This is a genomic window from Paenibacillus cellulositrophicus, assembly GCF_009363095.1.
Lineage (GTDB): Bacteria > Bacillota > Bacilli > Paenibacillales > Paenibacillaceae > Paenibacillus_AQ > Paenibacillus_AQ favisporus.
The window spans coordinates 345,396-363,491 of record NZ_CP045295.1 but is presented as its reverse complement, the minus strand read 5'-3'; the positions used below and the strand labels follow the sequence as shown (position 1 = coordinate 363,491).

The 18,096-nt window shown below is 48.4% G+C and carries 13 protein-coding genes; 10 read left to right on the top strand and 3 right to left on the bottom strand.

Annotated elements, in window-relative coordinates; genetic code table 11:
• Positions 1–3: 3 nt before the first annotated feature.
• The 5 genes from GCU45_RS01505 to GCU45_RS01485 all read left to right on the top strand — a co-directional run bounded on the left by GCU45_RS01505 (position 4) and on the right by GCU45_RS01485 (position 9,528).
• The gene (locus GCU45_RS01505; protein WP_152397793.1) at positions 4–882 is read left to right on the top strand and encodes a carbohydrate ABC transporter permease; all 879 of its coding nucleotides are present in this window, start codon (positions 4–6) and stop codon (positions 880–882) included.
• Positions 883–921: 39 nt separating this feature from the next.
• Positions 922–2,652, top strand: a complete 1,731-nt coding sequence (locus tag GCU45_RS01500) for a sensor histidine kinase (RefSeq protein WP_152397792.1) — start codon at positions 922–924, stop codon at positions 2,650–2,652.
• 12 nt (positions 2,653–2,664) lie between these two features.
• On the top strand, positions 2,665–4,347 hold the full coding sequence (locus GCU45_RS01495; RefSeq protein WP_152397791.1) for a response regulator: 1,683 nt from the start codon (positions 2,665–2,667) through the stop codon (positions 4,345–4,347).
• A 100-nt stretch (positions 4,348–4,447) separates the two neighbouring features.
• Positions 4,448–5,722, top strand: a complete 1,275-nt coding sequence (locus tag GCU45_RS01490) for a Gfo/Idh/MocA family protein (protein WP_152397790.1) — start codon at positions 4,448–4,450, stop codon at positions 5,720–5,722.
• Positions 5,723–6,006: 284 nt separating this feature from the next.
• Complete coding sequence (locus GCU45_RS01485; RefSeq protein WP_152397789.1) at positions 6,007–9,528, top strand: discoidin domain-containing protein; 3,522 nt, start codon at positions 6,007–6,009, stop codon at positions 9,526–9,528.
• Between the two features lie 121 nt (positions 9,529–9,649).
• Here GCU45_RS01485 and GCU45_RS01480 read toward each other — a convergent pair whose 3' ends face one another.
• Together GCU45_RS01480 and GCU45_RS01475 are read right to left on the bottom strand one after the other, a co-directional pair.
• Positions 9,650–10,465, bottom strand: coding sequence for an alpha/beta fold hydrolase (locus GCU45_RS01480; RefSeq protein WP_152397788.1), 816 nt, complete (start codon positions 10,463–10,465; stop codon positions 9,650–9,652).
• A 221-nt stretch (positions 10,466–10,686) separates the two neighbouring features.
• Positions 10,687–11,268 carry a DUF6241 domain-containing protein gene (locus tag GCU45_RS01475; RefSeq protein WP_152397787.1) on the bottom strand — a complete coding sequence of 194 codons (582 nt, stop codon included), beginning with the start codon at positions 11,266–11,268 and terminating at the stop codon, positions 10,687–10,689.
• A gap of 288 nt (positions 11,269–11,556) precedes the next feature.
• Here GCU45_RS01475 and GCU45_RS01470 point away from each other — a divergent pair, with 288 nt between their 5' ends.
• The 3 genes from GCU45_RS01470 (at position 11,557) to GCU45_RS01460 (ending at position 13,175) form a co-directional block, all read left to right on the top strand.
• Positions 11,557–12,042 carry a GyrI-like domain-containing protein gene (locus GCU45_RS01470; protein ID WP_152402693.1) on the top strand — a complete coding sequence of 162 codons (486 nt, stop codon included), beginning with the start codon at positions 11,557–11,559 and terminating at the stop codon, positions 12,040–12,042.
• A gap of 34 nt (positions 12,043–12,076) precedes the next feature.
• A complete protein-coding gene (locus tag GCU45_RS01465) occupies positions 12,077–12,499 on the top strand; it encodes a DoxX family protein (RefSeq protein WP_145133027.1) in 423 nt (140 codons plus the stop codon).
• A gap of 196 nt (positions 12,500–12,695) precedes the next feature.
• Positions 12,696–13,175 carry a GyrI-like domain-containing protein gene (locus GCU45_RS01460; RefSeq protein WP_152402691.1) on the top strand — a complete coding sequence of 160 codons (480 nt, stop codon included), beginning with the start codon at positions 12,696–12,698 and terminating at the stop codon, positions 13,173–13,175.
• Between the two features lie 135 nt (positions 13,176–13,310).
• On the opposite strand, the gene GCU45_RS01455 is transcribed toward GCU45_RS01460, so the two are convergent.
• Entirely contained in the window at positions 13,311–15,590 is a 2,280-nt protein-coding gene (locus GCU45_RS01455) for a penicillin-binding transpeptidase domain-containing protein (protein WP_152397786.1), read from the bottom strand.
• Positions 15,591–16,010: 420 nt separating this feature from the next.
• Here GCU45_RS01455 and GCU45_RS01450 point away from each other — a divergent pair, with 420 nt between their 5' ends.
• Together GCU45_RS01450 and GCU45_RS01445 are read left to right on the top strand one after the other, a co-directional pair.
• On the top strand, positions 16,011–16,568 hold the full coding sequence (locus GCU45_RS01450; protein ID WP_105442742.1) for a DUF4362 domain-containing protein: 558 nt from the start codon (positions 16,011–16,013) through the stop codon (positions 16,566–16,568).
• Positions 16,569–16,869: 301 nt separating this feature from the next.
• On the top strand, positions 16,870–17,967 hold the full coding sequence (locus GCU45_RS01445) for a helix-turn-helix transcriptional regulator (protein ID WP_152397785.1): 1,098 nt from the start codon (positions 16,870–16,872) through the stop codon (positions 17,965–17,967).
• Positions 17,968–18,096: the final 129 nt, after the last annotated feature.

Sequence of the window (18,096 nt, the reverse complement as noted above, 5' to 3'; positions counted from 1 at the left end):
GTCATGAAACCGTCATTCGGAAGAAGGGCTTTTCTAGTTAGCAATCTACTCTTTCTTGTGTTTATATCTCTTTTATGCTTAATGCCGATTATTCATATTTTGGCGATTTCCTTTAGCTCAGGTTCGGCGGCAGCAGCCGGCAAGGTTGCGCTGTGGCCTGTAGAATTTACAACGGCGGCTTATGATAATGTGTTCGGTAAGCCTGAATATTTAAGAGCCTTTGGCGTTTCTATAGAGCGGGTTGTAGCAGGGACGGCATTAAGCATGCTGTTAACGATTGTTACAGCGTATCCTTTATCCAAGGACCGCAATGCGTTTCGTCTAAGAACCGTTTATGCCTGGATCTTCGTTTTTACGATTTTGTTCAACGGCGGGCTTATTCCTACCTATTTGACCATTAAAAGCTTGGGACTTATTGATTCTCTCGGGGCGCTGGTATTACCTACGGCGATCAATGTGTTCAACGTCATCCTGCTATTGAACTTTTACCGTAACTTGCCCAAGGAGCTTGAGGATGCTTCACGGATTGACGGAGCCGGGCATTTTGCAACACTTTGGAAAATCTATGTTCCGCTATCGTTGCCCGCACTGGCGACTACTGGGCTTTTTACGATGGTAGGGCATTGGAATAGCTGGTTTGATGGCATGCTCTATATGAATCATCCGGAAAATTACCCGCTGCAAACCTTTTTGCAAACCGTTATTATTAAGATGGATTTTCGATTTATTAAATCAGAAAATGTGGAACTCATGCTCCAGCTGTCTGACCGTACAAGCAGGGCGGCACAAATCTTCGTTGCGGCTTTCCCGATTCTTATTGTCTATCCATTCTTGCAGCGGTTTTTCATCAAAGGCATTGTAATGGGAAGTGTAAAAGAATAGGCAGGAAGGTCGTAGATCTCGGGCACAGGAGAACAAACGATGAAAAGTATATTCTTTTTACAGGATTCCTCTATATTCAAAAAAATAATGGCCGCCTTTTTGGCGGCCTTGCTGCCGCTTATGGCTATTACCTGGATGATGAATGAGCAAGGGGCCAATCATATCCGCAGTGAAATATCCGATTCGATTCTGAATACGACACGGTTTTATCTAGACTCTTTGGATCAGGAAGCAGACCGGATCAGCCGATATTTACCTAACTACGTCATGGACAGGGATTTAATGGAAGTAGCGGCGACAGGTGAGCAGATGAACTTCTATGAGCGGTCTTATAAAATATTGGATATTCAGCACCGCTTGGATTTAATGAAAAATTCCAGTCCGTTTATTCGCGAGTCGAAGGCGTACATTCCGCAGATCGAGCGCACGGTGCTGAGCAACAGCTATGAAACCAAGCTGAATGCGGAAGAATATGAAGCGATGCAGCCAGACAAGAAGCTTTATACGGGGCCTTTTATTTATTGGCAGGACCGGCTGTTTATTACGATGCAGTACCCTGCAGGCAAAAAAGACCCGCTCTATGTGGTAGGCGTAGAGCTCTCAACCGGCAAAATTAAAGAGACCTTAGCGCAAATCGGCAATAGCAGGGGAGGACAGACCGTATTGTTTAATCTGGAGCGCGACTGGGATATCAATAGCGGCTCCGACATTGAATTGCATGATCTGATGAAGCGGCTGGCTTTTGAAAAGCAGGCAGCGAACGTGAATGAAGGTTATGATACGATCCATTATAAAAACAAGCGATTTCTAACCGTATTCAAGTATTCCAGCCTCTGGAATTGTTACATGGTAACGAGCATACCGGAAGAGATGATTCTCGGTTCATTGCAGGTATATCAAGCTTTATTTTGGTGGGCCTGCTTGCTTGCCGTTTTTATTGTATTTTTCTTTACCTACTTTTTAATCCGGTTAATATACCGTCCATTGATCAAGCTGGTGCGTTCTTTCCGGCGCATGCAGCAAAACGAGCTGGAGCCGATCCTGATCGACCGCAGGAAGGATGAGTTCGGCTATTTATACCAGGCTTTTAACGATACGGTGAAATCTTTGAAAACACTGATTGAGGAAAATTATGAGCAGCAAATTCGCACGCAGCGTTCGGAGCTGAAAAGATTGCAATCGCAAATTAATCCTCATTTTTTATATAATTGTTTTTTCGTGCTTTGCCGTTTGATTAAATCCGATAGCCAGAAGGAAAAAGCCTACCAGTTTTGTTTATACATCGGGCAATATTTTCAGTTCATTACTCGCCATCATGATGACAACATTCCGCTGGAGATGGAGCTTGAGCATTCCCGAACTTATGTGGAGATGCAGTCGATTTGTTACGGGGATCGAATACAAGTGCTGTTTGACGTCGAAGCCCAGCCGATTGAAGTGCCCCGATTGATTCTACAGCCTATTATTGAGAATGCTTATAAATACGCTCTCGGCAATATGCTGGGCACAGGCGAGCTATGGGTGCACAGCAAACTGCGAAATGATGCCTTTTACATTTATGTAGAAGATAACGGCGAGTTCATTACGGACGAGGAGATCGAAGCGCTTGACAAGAGGCTGCGTTATTCAACGAACCAGATTGAGGAGACAACCGGCCTGTTTAATGTTCATCGCAGAATTCAGCTTCGTTATGGAGAAGAGTTTGGGATTACCGTATCACGCTCTGAGCTTGGCGGGCTTCAAGCTATTATTAAACTGAGCATGAGCTAAGGAGGAATCGCCATGTACAGGCTTCTAATCGTAGATGATCTGCCGATTATCGTAGATGGTCTTCTGGAGTTGTTCGAGAAGACGAATCATTTGGAGCTTGAAGTCATGAAGGCCTATTCCGGCGATGAGGCATTGGAGGTACTATCTCATCACCGAGTGGATATTGTGATTTCGGATATTAAAATGTCTGGCATAGAGGGAATTGAGCTGCTGCAGGAAATAAAATCTCAGTGGCCGAAGTGCAAAGTAATTTTATTGACAGGGTACAATGATTTTCACTATGCGAAGAGTGCCCTGACGTTTGGGGCTTTTGATTATTTGCTGAAAGTGGAGAGCGACGAGAAGATCATTCATACCGTTGAGCGGGCGATAGAGGAAATTGAAGAGGAACAGGATCAGGCGCAAATGATCTTGCGGGCCCAGTCCAAAATGAGAATAGCGCTGCCCTCCTTGCAGAAGGAATATATTTGGGGTTTAGTTCAAGGCAAGATGTTGACGGAGCAGCAGCTTCGGGACGCTTTTGCGGAAATGGACATTCCGCTCGACGCATCGCTGCCGGTCTATTTACTGCTTGGCAGGATCGATGCCTGGAAAGAAATGTTCACGGCGCCGGACAAGGCTTTGCTCGCTTACGCTCTTCAAAATATCGCCGATGAATATGTATCCGCCCATTTGCGCTGCTTCTCCGTCGTATTTGACATGAACAAAATGGTATGGATCTTTCAGCCCAAAGCCAGCCCGGAGCTAACGGCGGATACCGGTACGATGGAATGGACCCGGGCATACCGCTATGTGAGCGGCAATTTGGAGACGATACAGGCTACCAGCAAAAAGTTGCTGAGTCTCTCCGTATCTTTTTTAATTGGCAGCGAGGCCGTTCCATGGAATCGGCTGTCGGATCGTTTTCATGCGATGAAATACGGTCTTATGCAAGGCCGTGGCTTGTTCCATGAAATCATCATGACCGATCAGGATATTCAGAAGTCCGAAGAAAAAGAGAGGGCAAAAAGCTATCATGACGGCATGTTCCACGCTCGTGTACAGCTGCTGATGAGCTGTCTTGAAAATAATCACCGGGAGCAGTTCAATAAACTGTTTGTTGAATTGACAGACAGCTGGAAAGATCCGGATACTCCGGATGGGCGAAAGGTTGAGCTGTACCATTCCCTATCTGCGGTTTTTCTGGCGCATTTGCACAAAAATAAAGAGATGCGAGATTACATAAATACCCAGATGAATTTGGATCTGCTGTTCCGCCAGGAGAAAACCTCTTCATGGACGGAGCTCATTCCATACTATTGGCAAATTACAGACTGCTTTTTTGAATGGAATGCGATTAGAGGAACAGAGCTGCCCGCAGAGGTCGTCCATAAGGTGCATCGCTATATAGAGGAGCATATTGCGGATGATATATCCCTAACCGCGCTTGGAGATTATGTCAGTTTGAATCCATCCTATTTATCAAGGCTTTACAAGCAGATCACGGGCATTGGACTGTCTAAATACGTAAATGATTACCGCAATGTTATTGCCAAGGACATGCTGCTCAATACATCCATGAAGGTCAATGAAATTGCCGCCAAGCTCGGCTACAATTCAGCGCTTGCCTTTATCCGCTTCTTTAAGAAGCAAAATGATATGACACCTCAGGATTTTCGTACGGCCCGCGCCGAAACGATGCAGCAAGGTCAATAAATGTATATGGAATGTAATCATTGATCTCTTTTGGTGCGCGGGGTCACCCCTTACAATGAAATCATGATCGATGCCATTGTATATGCAAGGGGGAAGAACATTGGAAGCATTAACGGCTGTACTATTAGGCGCAGGCAGTAGAGGAAGATACATTTATGGACCGTATGCGGAGAAATTTCCGAATGAGCTGAAGTTTGTTGCAGTTGCCGAGCCGGATGATGAACGCAGACAACATTTTGCCGAGATTCATCAAATCGCTGAAGAGCATGTTTATCATTCATGGGAACAAGCATTCGAGCAGGGAAAAATAGCCGACGTGATGATTATCTGCACGCTTGATCGGATGCATTATATACCCGCATTGAAAGCGCTGGAGCTTGGCTACCATGTCATGCTGGAGAAACCGATGTCACCTAATGTGCAGGAATGCATCGAACTGGAGCAAGCTTCTCTTACGAATAAGCGTTTGCTGGCGGTCACGCATGTGCTTCGTTATTCCCCGTTCTGGTCGGGCATCAAGAAATGCATCGAGGATGGGGAGCTGGGGGCAATCGGCACCATTCAGCTGACAGAGAACGTAGGCTATCACCATATGGTTCATAGCTACGTACGCGGCAATTGGCGTAACTCCGAGGAAACAAGCCCGATGATTTTGGCCAAATCCTGCCATGACCTGGACCTCATTTCCTGGCTGATTGATGAGCCGTGCACAGCGGTCAGCTCCTTTGGCTCATTGCTTCATTTTAAAGCCGAGAACGCGCCGGAGGGTGCAGCCGACCGCTGCATCAATGGTTGCGAAGCAGAGAGGGAATGTGCCTTTTCAGCGATTAAAATGTATTTGGAGCAGCCTGCCGATCATTGGGCGCGCTATATGACGCACGATTTATCACAGGAAGGCATTATCCGGGCGCTTAGGGAAGGACCGTTCGGCCGCTGCGTCTATCGCTGCGATAACAATGTTGTCGACCATCAGGTCGTCAATATGGAATTTGCCAGCGGTGCCAACGCTAGCTTTATTATGTCGGGATTAACCCAGAGCGCTACTCGCCGTGTGCAGATTATGGGCACGCAGGGTGAGATCATTGGCGATATGGATAAGGGCTCATTTACGCTGTACCGCTATACGACGGGAGAAGAGATTGAAATTAAATGCAGCGTTCAGGGAGACGGTCACGGCGGAGGGGATGAGCGCATGGTGAGCTCCTTCCTCCAAAATGTACATAAGTTTGATCACAACATGACCCAAGGCCTTACATCGGCTACAGCTTCCTTGCAAAGCCATTTGATGGCCTTCGCTTCCGAACGCTCTCGTCTGCAGCAGGGCAGAAGCATCAAGCTGACAGAGATGTATCAGAAGGAAGAAGCGGGCGTTTGATTGTTGAAATCTGTGAGACGATGTGGGAAAGCCTAATATTCAATAGAATCACTCGCTGCGAAGTAATCATGGCGGATATCCGCGGCGTCCGGGCTTGGAAAGTGTGTGCCCCGGATGCTGCGTAAGTTCGCGAGTAATGAAGGAAGTGGGAACGAGAATTTTGTTTTTTTTGAAAGCGATTACAATACAAGACATGTGCCGAATTCTGTGAAAGGGGGGATCCATTCGTTTGACGAGATAATATAAGGCTTTTCCATCAAACCAAACCATGCATGGAGGGACCAATGAAGAAAACAAAAATGAAAGCCTGTTCTGTACTGCTAGCCGCTGCTGTTATGCTGACGCCTGCCGTTCAACCGACAGCCGCGCTCGCGAAGCCCGAAACTCAGGACATCATGCATGCTTCAGCTGTTGGGCTAAATGACCTGCTGCAACAGGTGGGAGAGGAAAATGGGGAAAAGCCTCCAAACATCACCGATGCCGTTTACGGCCAGGATTCCGGTACGCCCACAAACGGGCCTCAGGAGGATGAAGCCGCCAGCCTGATGGCTGCATCCTCCACGTTCAGCGGGACCAATTTGGCTCTGAATAAACCGGTTTTCGCTTCCGGCAACGAAGTAGACTATTTGAATCCGGAGCTTGCCGTGGACGGAAAAGGAAACACCAGATGGTCTTCCGCAATAGAAGATGAACAGTGGTTTTACGTTGATCTTGGCGAACCGCAGGATATCGACCGCGTCGTCATTCGCTGGCAAACCCCTGCCGACACTTACAAAATCCTTGTGTCGGCCGACGGTGAGAACTGGGAGAACGTCAGGGATAATGACGGCATAATACAATGCAAAGGTGGTGTCGAAACGATCGACTTCTCTGTGCGCGAGGCAAGGTACGTAAAATTCCAGGGTGTCAAACGGGCGCCTGTCGAAGGCACGCTGTACGGATACTCTTTTTATGAGTTCGAAGTGTACCAATTACATGATTTGCAAACGATTATCGACAATGTCTCTGCGTCATTGAAGATCCAGCCTGGACAAACGAAACTCGATTGGTCGGATGTGGACGTGCCCGAGGGTTATCAAATCAGCCTGTATGGAAGCGACCGCCAGCCTGTTATCGACCAGGACGGCCAAATCCGTACGCCGCTGGTGGATGCCAAAGTCAATCTCATCGTACAAGCGGAAGATGAGAAAGACCCGAACCGGAAGCTGGTTTCGGGGAATATTCCCGTTGTGGTGCCGGGACTGCATAAGCAAACTCCGGACCGGAACGCCGAACCGGACGTCATTCCGTCCCTGCAGGAATGGTACGGGGATACCGGCGAGTTTAGGTTGAAAAACTCTTCGCGTATCGTCGTGAATCCGCAAGACGAATCCGCTTTGCGGAATGCGGCCGAGCTGACCCGCCGGGATTTGCTGGATTTGACCGGGGAAGATCTCAAGATTGTGGCCGGCAAACCGAAAGCTGGTGATTTGTACTTGTCCATCGATCCATCCCTGACAAGGCTCGGCGAAGAAGGCAACCGGTTCAAGGTCGGCGATTACGTTTCGATCGCTTCCGTGTCCGCCAAAGGAGCGTTTTACGGTACGAGAACCGCGCTGCAAATCATCAAGCAGCATCCGGACCGGACGATTCCGAGAGGCGAAGCCTTAGATTATCCGAAATACGCCCAGCGCGGATTGATGATCGACGTCGCACGCAAGTTTTATACGATCGATTTTCTCCGAAATTATGTGAAATTGTTGTCCTGGTACAAAATGAACACATTCCAAATCCATTTGAACGATGACGTCGGCACACCGTTTGCGGACGGCACAACGGCCGCCTTCCGTCTAGAAAGCACGACCTATCCAGGGCTGGCAAGTCCGAACGGCCATTATACGAAGCAGGAATTTAAGGATCTGCAGCTGCTGGGCATGGAATACGGCATAAACATCATTCCGGAAATCGATACGCCGGGACATTCCCGAGCGTTCACTTCCTACAATCCGGCGCTTGGAAATGACCGGGGGCTCGATATTACCAAACCGGAAACCGTTCAGTTCGTTAAATCTTTATGGGATGAATATGTGGAAGGAAATGATCCGACGTTCATCGGTCCGGACGTCAACATCGGCGCAGACGAATACGGTGGAAATACCGAAGTGTTCCGCGGATATATGGATACGCTGATCAAGCACATCAACAGCAAAGGCAAACATCCGCATTTGTGGGGCGAACTTACACAACATAACGGCACGACGCCGGTCAGCACCGAAGCTACCATGAACATTTGGCATGAACCTTATGGTTCTCCGCAGCAGGCAGTGGATCTCGGCTATGACGTCATCAACACCCAAAACGTATTCCTGTACATCGTCCCTACTCTATACGGCGACTATTTGAATTCCCAATTCATCTACAATGAGTGGGAGCCGGTGAAGTGGGAAACAACGACACTTCCTTACGGCCACCCGCGCGTCAAAGGCGGTATGTTCTGCTTATGGAATGACGTGTCCGAAGCCAACGGCCTGTCGATGGACGATTCGCATGAACGTTTGCTTCCGGGAATTCAAGCAGTTTCGGAAAAAATGTGGACCGGGACGAGGGATGACCGATCCTATGAGAAATTCGAGCAGCGGGCGAAGGCAATCGCCGATGCGCCAAACGCCGACATGTCCCATACAATCACAGTAAGCAACAATGAAAACAAAGTCATTTCGTATCTTTTTGAAGACAAATTCAAGGATGAATCCGGCAACCGTTTTGACGGCAAGGGCGTGAACGTCAATATGATGGAAGGAAAATACGGCAATGGTGTTCGACTGAATGGCGGGAAGAGCTATATTCAAACGCCGATCGATGCCTTAGGTTTCGGCTGGACGGTTTCGATGTGGATCAAACCCGACAAAAATAATCCCGATAACGCTGTATTGATGGAATCACCGGCTGGAACGCTAAAATTGAAGCAAGGCAGCAGCGGCAAGCTTGGTTTCACGAAGGAGCATTACGACAGTACGTTTAACTACTCGGTTCCGGAAGGCAAGTGGACGCATATCACGCTGAAGGGCGACAAAAAAGGCGTGACACTGTTCGTTAATCTGGACGAATACGTGGAAAGGCTGGAGGAACAATATCCGAAATTAAATACCCTTGTGCTGCCGACGCTCCGGATCGGAAGTGAAACGAATGCGTTTAAGGGCGTGCTGGATAACGTCATGATCTACAACAAACCAATCGAGCTGCTGAGCGGCGATAATTTGGCGCTCCATCAGGCTACGGAGTCGTCTGAACTCGAATTCCCGTATTACTCTTCCGACAAGGCGGTTGACGGGGATATGTCTCCACTGTCCAGATGGTCGAGCGCTTACGTGGATGACGCGTGGTTTATCGTCGATCTGGGCAAGCCAAAAGACGTCGGCAAGGTCATCATCAAGTGGCAAGGAGCCTACGCCGAAAAATACCAGCTGCTCGTATCTGTGGACAAAACGAATTGGACGAATGTGTCCGGCGGTGACGGAATGATCACCTCTAAGGGCAATCTTCTGGATATCATTACGTTCGATCCGCAGCAGGCGCGTTACGTCAAATTCCAGGGAGTGAAACGCGCCACCGTATTCGGAAACTCCTTCTTTGAGTTCGAGGTGTACGGACCCGATCATATTCAGGATTACAAGCAGCTGATTGCGCAGATGGAAGATCTTCTGAAGAAAACGGACGACGGAACGCTGCGTAAACTGCTGCTACAGGTGCTGAATCGTTATCCGTACGACGCGACGGCCGAACTGGGGCCGCTGCGAGATTTGGTGAACGGCATGCAATCCAAATGATTTTATAGAGTTCTTTGTGAGGGATGAGATACCTTCTTTGACCAACTTGTGCATCATCAGGGAAGCGAAAAAACGACAGCCGGATAAAGGCTGTCGTTTTTTCAATTTGCTTTTCGTGTTGCTACTGCGGTACCCGCAGCGGGGCGAGCCGTGCATTCCCGACGAACTCCTGCAAGACCTCATTAAACTTGTCGCGTTCGTCGTAGAATGAGCCGTGGCCGCTGTACATGAACGGCACGAGCTGCGAATGAGGGATTAACCGCTGCATCTCCTCCGCCTGGCTGAATGGAATGACCTGGTCGTGAATGCCATGCACGATCAGCGTTGGAACCTGGATGTGTGACAGGTCAGCAGTTAAATCAAAGTCCCGCAGCATGACGATGATCGCGGCCGTCGACCACCCGGCAGCCTGCATGCCCATCTGAATAAACCAGTCTGCGAATGGCTTGCTGATGTACCGGAAGAAAAAAATGTTGGTCACGCCGAGCATCATGTTTGCCCGGTCGTTCAACGACTGCTTCAGCAGCTGCGCTGCCGTCTCTTTGGTGAAGCCGCGTGGCGCCGCCGCGTCGATCAGTACGAGTTTGGATACGCCGCCACCATTGTAACGCACGACGTATTTGATCGCGATCGCCCCACCGGTCGAATGCCCGGCGAGCACGAAGTCTTTCAATTGCAGCGCATCAACGACGGCGCGAATATCGTCCGCAAGCCGTTCTAAATGATATCCACCGTAGGGTCGGTCCGACTTGCCGAAGCCACGCCAGTCGATGCCGATGCAGCGGTAACCCATGCCCGGCAGCACGTTGAACTGATATTCGAACTGGTCATGATTAAGCGGCCAGCCATGAAGAAACACGATTGTTTTGCTTCCTGCGGGGTTGATGTCCTCCACATAGAGTTGTACCCCCGGCTCAACTGTCACATAGTATCCCACTGTCCATGCCTCCGTAAATCAAAATCCTTTCCCGATAGGATACGCGCCCAGCGCCCAAACGTGAATACCCTGTCGCGGCATAGCAGCATGCCGGAAGCATGGCAGAACCGTGGGGTGTATTTTTCGTTCCACTAATGGCTGGATAGACCAATAGCGAGAAGGGACTGCCTTGCAGGAGACAGCCTTTTTTATGGGCAAAAAAAGAAGCCGCTGAGGGCTCCTTATTGTTTATGAAACGTATTCTTGATGAATTCCTGTTCCTCTTTCTCCGTAAGAACGCCTTTCGCTTTCCCGATCGACCCATTTTCGATCATCCAAAAAAAGTTGTGATCCTCATCGACGGTTGAAAAGTCACCGGCCTCCCATTTCTTCGCGATATCGAGCATCCTTGCGTAATTGATCCAACTCGTCCCCTTGACTTGAATGATCTGTTCCAGCAGCTGCACCCGTTCCGGCGTCATTTCGATTGAGACCCACTTTTCCTTGGCCTTTACCTTTTGGTGGGTCATATGGTGCATGATGTTGACGACGTCACGCTCTGCAACAACGATCTCGGGCTTTAAAGCGTCTTTCAGCAGTAGATCAACTTTGTCATTGTCATCTGTGCGAAGGTTCCCAAGGTCGGTTCGGGTTTGCCCGGGTTTCGGAGAAGGTGCAGGAGTTAGATTCTCGGCTTGTTTACGATCATCCGGGTCACTCACTAGAGCATCTATGAAGTGTTTGACAAAAAGGCCAGTTCCAACAATGACGGCAATGGCTGCCACGACAACAACCGTGATAACCCATCTCTTTTTAGTGGACATTTCAAGATTCTCCCGTTAAGTTTGTGTACTTCGTACATAAATACACTATAGATTTCGGACTATATCCCGTCAATAGCCTGGGAACTTAGAAAAGAACCTGATGATGTAGCTCTTAAAGTCAATGGAGAGCGCTGTATGAAGGCAGATTTGTTGGGTCATGCAGGTCAGAATTGTGGATATCGTATCGGGCTCTCTAAACAGTATCATATTATGACATGATTCATCGTTATGATTAACCCATCAAGAAAAACAAATGATTTGATCAAATCAAAAAAAGGAGCTGGGATGATGGCAGCATTTACCCTTGAGGAGAAAGACAGCTTAATCGTTGTAGGGATTGGAACGGAACTGAAGAGCGAGTACACGGACTATGCGGGCATGAACAAGGAGAAGGAAAACTTCTGGCGAACCGTGGAGCAGGATGGAAGGCTTGACGCATTAAAGGCTGTCGCTGCGAACGACTACACCTTCGCCGTAAACGAACTGGTAAACGGCAAGAGGATGTATTATGTCGGCGTCATGACGGAAGCATCATTATCGGTATCGGAAGAACACAGAGAGATCCAATTCCCTAAAGGACCATACCTCGTCATCAAAGGCGAAGGGAAGACGACAGAGGATTTAAGTCGTACGCTTACCGGCATTGCCTTTGGTCAAATCTTACCCGAAGCCGAAAACTTCGCATATGTCGGCGGGCCCAACGCAACGGTCGAGATGGGGCACCGTGACAACCTTGTACATGGGGAAATGTGGATCCCGGTTGTGAAGAAGTAAATAAAACAAAAATAAAACCTTAGGAGGAATGGAAATGAATACGATTACCAGTAATGAAAAAATAACGAAGGTTGAATCCCGTCGGATCGGAAAGACGGCCGCTTATTGGACTGTCACCATCATTCTCGCATTCTCTATTGCATTAAGCGGGATCGGGCAATTGATGCGATTGGGTGGCAATGTCGATTTAGTGACTCATATTGGTTTCCCGTTATATATTACTTACATTCTCGGGACTTGGAAATTGCTTGGAATCCTTGCGATCGTCATGCCAGGCTTCCCCCGTCTTAAGGAATGGGCTTATAGCGGTATCTTTTTTCTAATGACAGGTGCGGCCTTGTCTCATGTGTTCGCTCATGATTATGGGGTTGGTGGATTCAATGTAATTCTTCCGCTTTTCTATGCCGCGCTTGGCATGGCCTCCTGGGCGCTGCGTCCGAAAAGCCGCAGACTCTAATTAAGGCGTGACATGACGCCACCTCATTCGTGATCCGTTAGACTTCCCCTGCCTAATATTAGGTAGGGGAGATGCGGGAGGGGACAATTGTTTTCCTCTAAACAGTATCATGTTTTGATATGATTTATGGTTATGATAAGCCTATCAAGTAATTAAACCAATGAATTGATCCATTCAAAAAAAAGGAGCTGGAATGATGGCAACGTATACCTTTGAGGAAAAAGACAGCTTTAGCGTTCTTGGTATTGGGACGGAGCTGAAGAGCGATTACACGGATTATGCCGGCATGAACAAGGAGAAGGAGAACTTTTGGCGGTCTGTGGAGGAGGATGGAAGACTTGAAACGTTAAAGGCTATTGCTGCGAACGACTATATTTTTGCGGTAAACGAAGCGGTAAATCACAAGATGATGTATTATGCTGGCGTTATAACAGATTCGTCGATCCCGGAAGAACACAGAGTGATCCAATTCCCAAAGGGACAATATCTTGTCGTTAAAGGCGAAGGGAAGTCGGCTGATGAGTTGAGTAATACGCTTACTGGGATTGCCTTTGGTCAAGTCCTGCCAGCAGCCGAACATTACGCTTATGTTGGCGGACCCAATGCAACGGTTGAGATGGGGCAGCGAGACGGATTTGTATATGGGGAAATGTGGATTCCGGTTGTCGAGAAGTAAAGGAGATTAGCAAGAGGTATAAAGAGCTTACTTATACGCTAGAAAAACCCCGTTTCTATGTAAAGAAGCGGGGTTAGTTTATTTTTCACTTCACTATACAATCGCGCTTAAATGTCGAGTAATCTGTGCCGCAATTCAGTTATCGCCAGCTTCTTTACCGGACTTGCCGGCGGCCAATTCGTCCGCTGACGTATCCTCCGAAATGGAACCACCCTCCGCGGAGGAGGATGAAGCATCCTGCGATACCTCTTCATCCTTGACTGGCTTCAGCGTCAGCTGGACGGAACGCTTCCCATTCTTGTCCGTGACGAGCTGCTCGCTAACGTATCCTTCCCCTTGGACGGTAACCGAGCATTTCAGCAAGCTCAAAATATCCAGCGCATCGCGCAGCGATTCGCCTTTTAGGTCCGGCACCGTCATTTTATCAGTCTCCTCCGTGAGCAGATAGATGCGCTGCCCCGGACTCATCGGCGTCCCCGCTGCCGGGAACTGCCGGATGACTGAGGCACCCTTGCCAATGGACTCAAAATCGACACCGGCGTTTAGCAGCTTTTGTTTGGCGTCCTTCACCGCCAGCTTCGTCAGCGTCGGAGCCGCAGGACGTTCCACCGTCGTTTTGCCATCGGACGTTTTTTTGGTGTTTGACTTCGGCACGCCCATATACGGGAGTGCTTGAGACACGATTTTCTTAAAGATAGGTGCAGCCACTTTGCCCCCACCGACATCCGGATCATTCGGCTGGTCGACAATGACAATAAGGGCAATTTTCGGATCGTTCACCGGCGCGAAGCCGATAAAGGAAACGACGGATTTCGAATAATCTGGTTTTTTGTCCGGGCCGTATTTAACTGCGGTACCTGTTTTACCAGCCACACGGTAACCTTCGATATATGCGCTTTTTCCTGTACCGATCGTCCGGTCTGCCACAACCTGCTCCAGATAGCTGCTCGTTTCCTTGGCGGCTTCGGGGGAAATAACCTGCCGGACGACGTCGGTATTGGTAGATTTGATAACTTTACCATTATCCGCATCTGTGATTTCTTTTAAAATATGAGGTTTTAAAAGCTTTCCACCGTTTGCCACCGCGCTGATCGCCGCCAGCTGTTGAATCGGCGTCACAGACACGCCGTGGCCGTAAGAAGCAGTTGCCACTTCAACCGGACCCGGGAGGTTGATCGTCTTGGAAATTTCGCCGGGAAGCTCAATGCCTGTCTTCTGGCCGAAACCGAAGTCGTTGATATATTTCAGCAGCCGGTCTTTCCCGAGCATTTCCGAGCCCAGCTTGACAAACGCAACGTTACTGGAGCGTTTCACGCCTTCCAGGTATGTGATCTGCCCCCATCCCGAGCGGACAATGTCATGGAGGGGCGTATGAGTCCCTTTGACGTAGATTTGTCCTGACTGGTAGAAGGCGTTCGGGTTAAACAGTTTCTCCTGCACCGCACCGGCGAGTGTCACAATCTTGAACGTGGAGCCCGGCTCGTACGTAGCCTTCACGGCATAGTTGAAAAAGTCCTTCTGATCCGTCGCGGGATCCCAATACGTATTCGGGTTGAACGTCGGCAGGTTTGCCATCCCGAGAATTTCCATTGTCTTCGGATCGGCCGCAATGACCGTCATGCTGATCGGCTTGTACTGCTCATACGTTTCTTTCATCGCGTCTTCGATATAATACTGGATCGTATCGTCGATCGTCAGCTTTACATTTTTACCATTAACAGCCGGCTTGTACACCATATTTGCTTGGGGAAGCTGGTCTCCATGCCGGTCGCTCTCGTATTTCATTTCTCCGGGGGTACTTTTGAGGTAATCATCTATGGATGCCTCAAGACCGGCGACAGCCTCACCGTCCCGATCGGTATAACCCAAAATATGAGCCGCAAGTGTTCCCTTCGGATAATACCGCTTCTGCTCCTTAAGCAAACCCAGCCCGGTCTCCATTCCTTTTTTTTCTTTCTCAAGCTGGTCCATTAACTTTTTGTTGAAATCAGCGATCTGAGCCTTTTTCGTTTCGTTAATTTTCCACCCTTCATTCCTGACTTCACGGTTTTTATGGTATTTGCCTTCTTCGTCCTTGGCTGTTACAAGTGCCTTAAGCTCGCTTTCATCCTTGCCCAACAACTTGTGCAGTCCCTCGACAATCTCGTCCTCCAGCCCGTTCTCGTGGATGACAGCGGGATTGACGATGACCGTATAAGCTGGCACATCGGATGCGAGAACGTCGCCGTTCCTGTCCGTGATCATGCCGCGGGTTGCCGGAATCGGGACCTTTTTCGTCCACTGGAATACCGCCCGCTCGTGCCAGTCTTGTCCTTTGACAACCTGTAGCGTAAATACCCGAATCAACAGAACAACAAAGAGAAGGGTAATAAATCCTCCTAGGAGCAGCGCACGGAGCTTTATTCTTTTAATCATACTCAGCCCTCACAAGTTCTGTATCCTCAATGTAAATGTTAAATTTCTTTCCGTGTTTCTTACGAATATCCTTTTGTTCTTTGTAGATCTGGCTTTTGAAGTTGCTTTCAGTACGGTTTAATTTCTCCATAATATCACCCCAGGACAATTTTAATAGAAAAATCCCTAATTGGCTATACTTGGAAATTGAGTTTTATCAACGCGGACGGGGATACAAAGTAAAACTGGCTCCAGACATGAAGCTATGTAATAGCGTGTATGTGTAAGAACATCAAGGCGTTGGGAATCCTTACTAAATACATGGAGGTCATAGTATACGGAACATTTTAATTCAACAAATAGAAGAATAGTCTAGTACTCGCGTTTGCGATTGAAACATTCATACTCGCTATAGCGTTGTTAAATGTGAGGTGATGGTTCATGATCAAATGGGTGTTAATATTAGCAGCTGGATTGGTTTTGCTATCGGGCTGCAGTGAGAAGTCGGGCAGATCTATTACCAATACGACCAATCCTTCCACTGCTCCTGCACAAGGAGAGACGATTTCACTGCCACCGAAGCCGAAAGCGTTCCCCGCTGTGTCTGACCCTTATGATGCTGACAAAGCAGCGGCGAATGGTGATATCGTGAATGTTCACGGGAAGATGTACAATCTCGACAAGTGGAAGCTGTTTCTGGGGAATCTCGACATGGGTGTGCCGAATCAGGTGCGAATTACGCAGTACACGGATGAAGGCGACCCAATCTTCTATGAACTGGTCTATGATGGGGCCGAGGCAATTGTGTATACGTATGACAATTCGAGGGACGGGTTTGGCAGCGATGCAGGTCGTCCAAGCACGGTGTGCCGTGGTATTGAACTCGAGAAGAATAAAGAGTACGGGTCTCATTACAAGCTAACCGGGTGCGATAATGAAACCAGCGATACGTTCTGGTTCGCGGATGTAGAGGAGGAAGCTGAGCAGGGCAGCCAATAAACACATAACTAAGCCGGAGGTTCAGAATTAACTGATCAGTAATAGGAGCGTTTTCCTTAGTCGGCAGGAGGTCGGCTGCCTTAAATTGCTGAATTATATGTTGGCCAAATCAAATGATTTTCCGCCAAAAGATATTGCCTTTTAGAGTAAAACGATTTACTTTATAAAGCATTCTACCGGCAGTTGAATAAAGCGGATGTGCCCATTCAACCAACGCTTGATAGGTTGACGTTTTTGGAAATGTTATGCTGTTTTCGACAGTGCGCACTGTACATTTTGTTTAATCGGAGGTAGGTATACGATGCTCGACTTACGTAAAATTGGAGCTTATATTTCGAAGCTTCGCAAAGACCGGGATCTGACACAATTGGAACTTGCCGATCAACTGAATGTAAGCCATCAAGCGGTATCGAAATGGGAACGGGGCGACTCGTTACCGGATATCGGAACGCTTCCGCAGTTGGCTAGATTATTCGGCAAAACGGTAGACGACATTTTAAATGCAGGAGAGCACACAGAAGTTCGGGAGCATCGTCACCTAGGAACGATCGTGGAGGAGATCGCAGAGAACAAGCCGGAACATGTTGCAGAGAGAGTTAATGCCGGTGAGTTGGAACTGGAAGAGCTTGTAGAAGTAGCGCCGTTTGTAAAAGCAAGCGCTTTGCATAAGGTGACTGAACGATTAGACAGCAGCGTCCTTAAGTTAGACGTGATCTTGAGTCTGGCGCCGTTCCTCGGAACAGATACATTAGATGAACTGGTTCGACAAGTAGAAGGAAGCGAAATTCTGTGGGAGGCCATTACCGGGCTTGCTCCATTCGTTAGCAGTGACACATTAAACCGACTGGTAGATCAATCGATTGACGGCTCCTTAGAAGTGCATCGTCTGGTTGAAATTGCTCCGTTTCTTGGAAGAGAACAAGTAGATCGGTTGGTACAACATGTCGAAGAGGGTGGCTTGAGCTGGCATTTGGTCCAAGAGCTGGCACCTTTCATCAGCAAAGAGACTTTAAATCGTTTGGTAGACCGGGTTGTAGACGGCACCATCGATGCGAACCGGATCGTAAGCCTCGCCCCTTTTCTGGGTAGGGAGCAGGTGGATCGGTTGATACTAGAAGCTGAAGAAGGCAGCGTGAGCTGGAATGTCGTGAATCAACTCGCACCCTTCATCAGCAGAGAGACATTAGGTCGTTTGGCAGATCGGGTTGTAGACGGCACCATCGATGCGAACCGGATCATTAGCCTCGCTCCTTTTCTGGGCAGGGAAAATCTCGAAAAGTTGATTGCTGGAGTCGAAGTAGAACATCTTAGCCCGGATCTGCTGGCAAGTCTTGCTCCTTTTATCGATCAAGGAACATTGAGCAGAATGGTAACAAACTTATTAAATAAAGTAAAATAGCCACGGAGATCGGAGCTTGGTGATCCAGAGACCGTCGGCGATCCCTAGAGGTACCCGCTTGAAATTCGGTTTTTCATTGATTTTCGGATCATTGAACCAGCAAGGTGCTGGTCAATAGGTAACGACCTC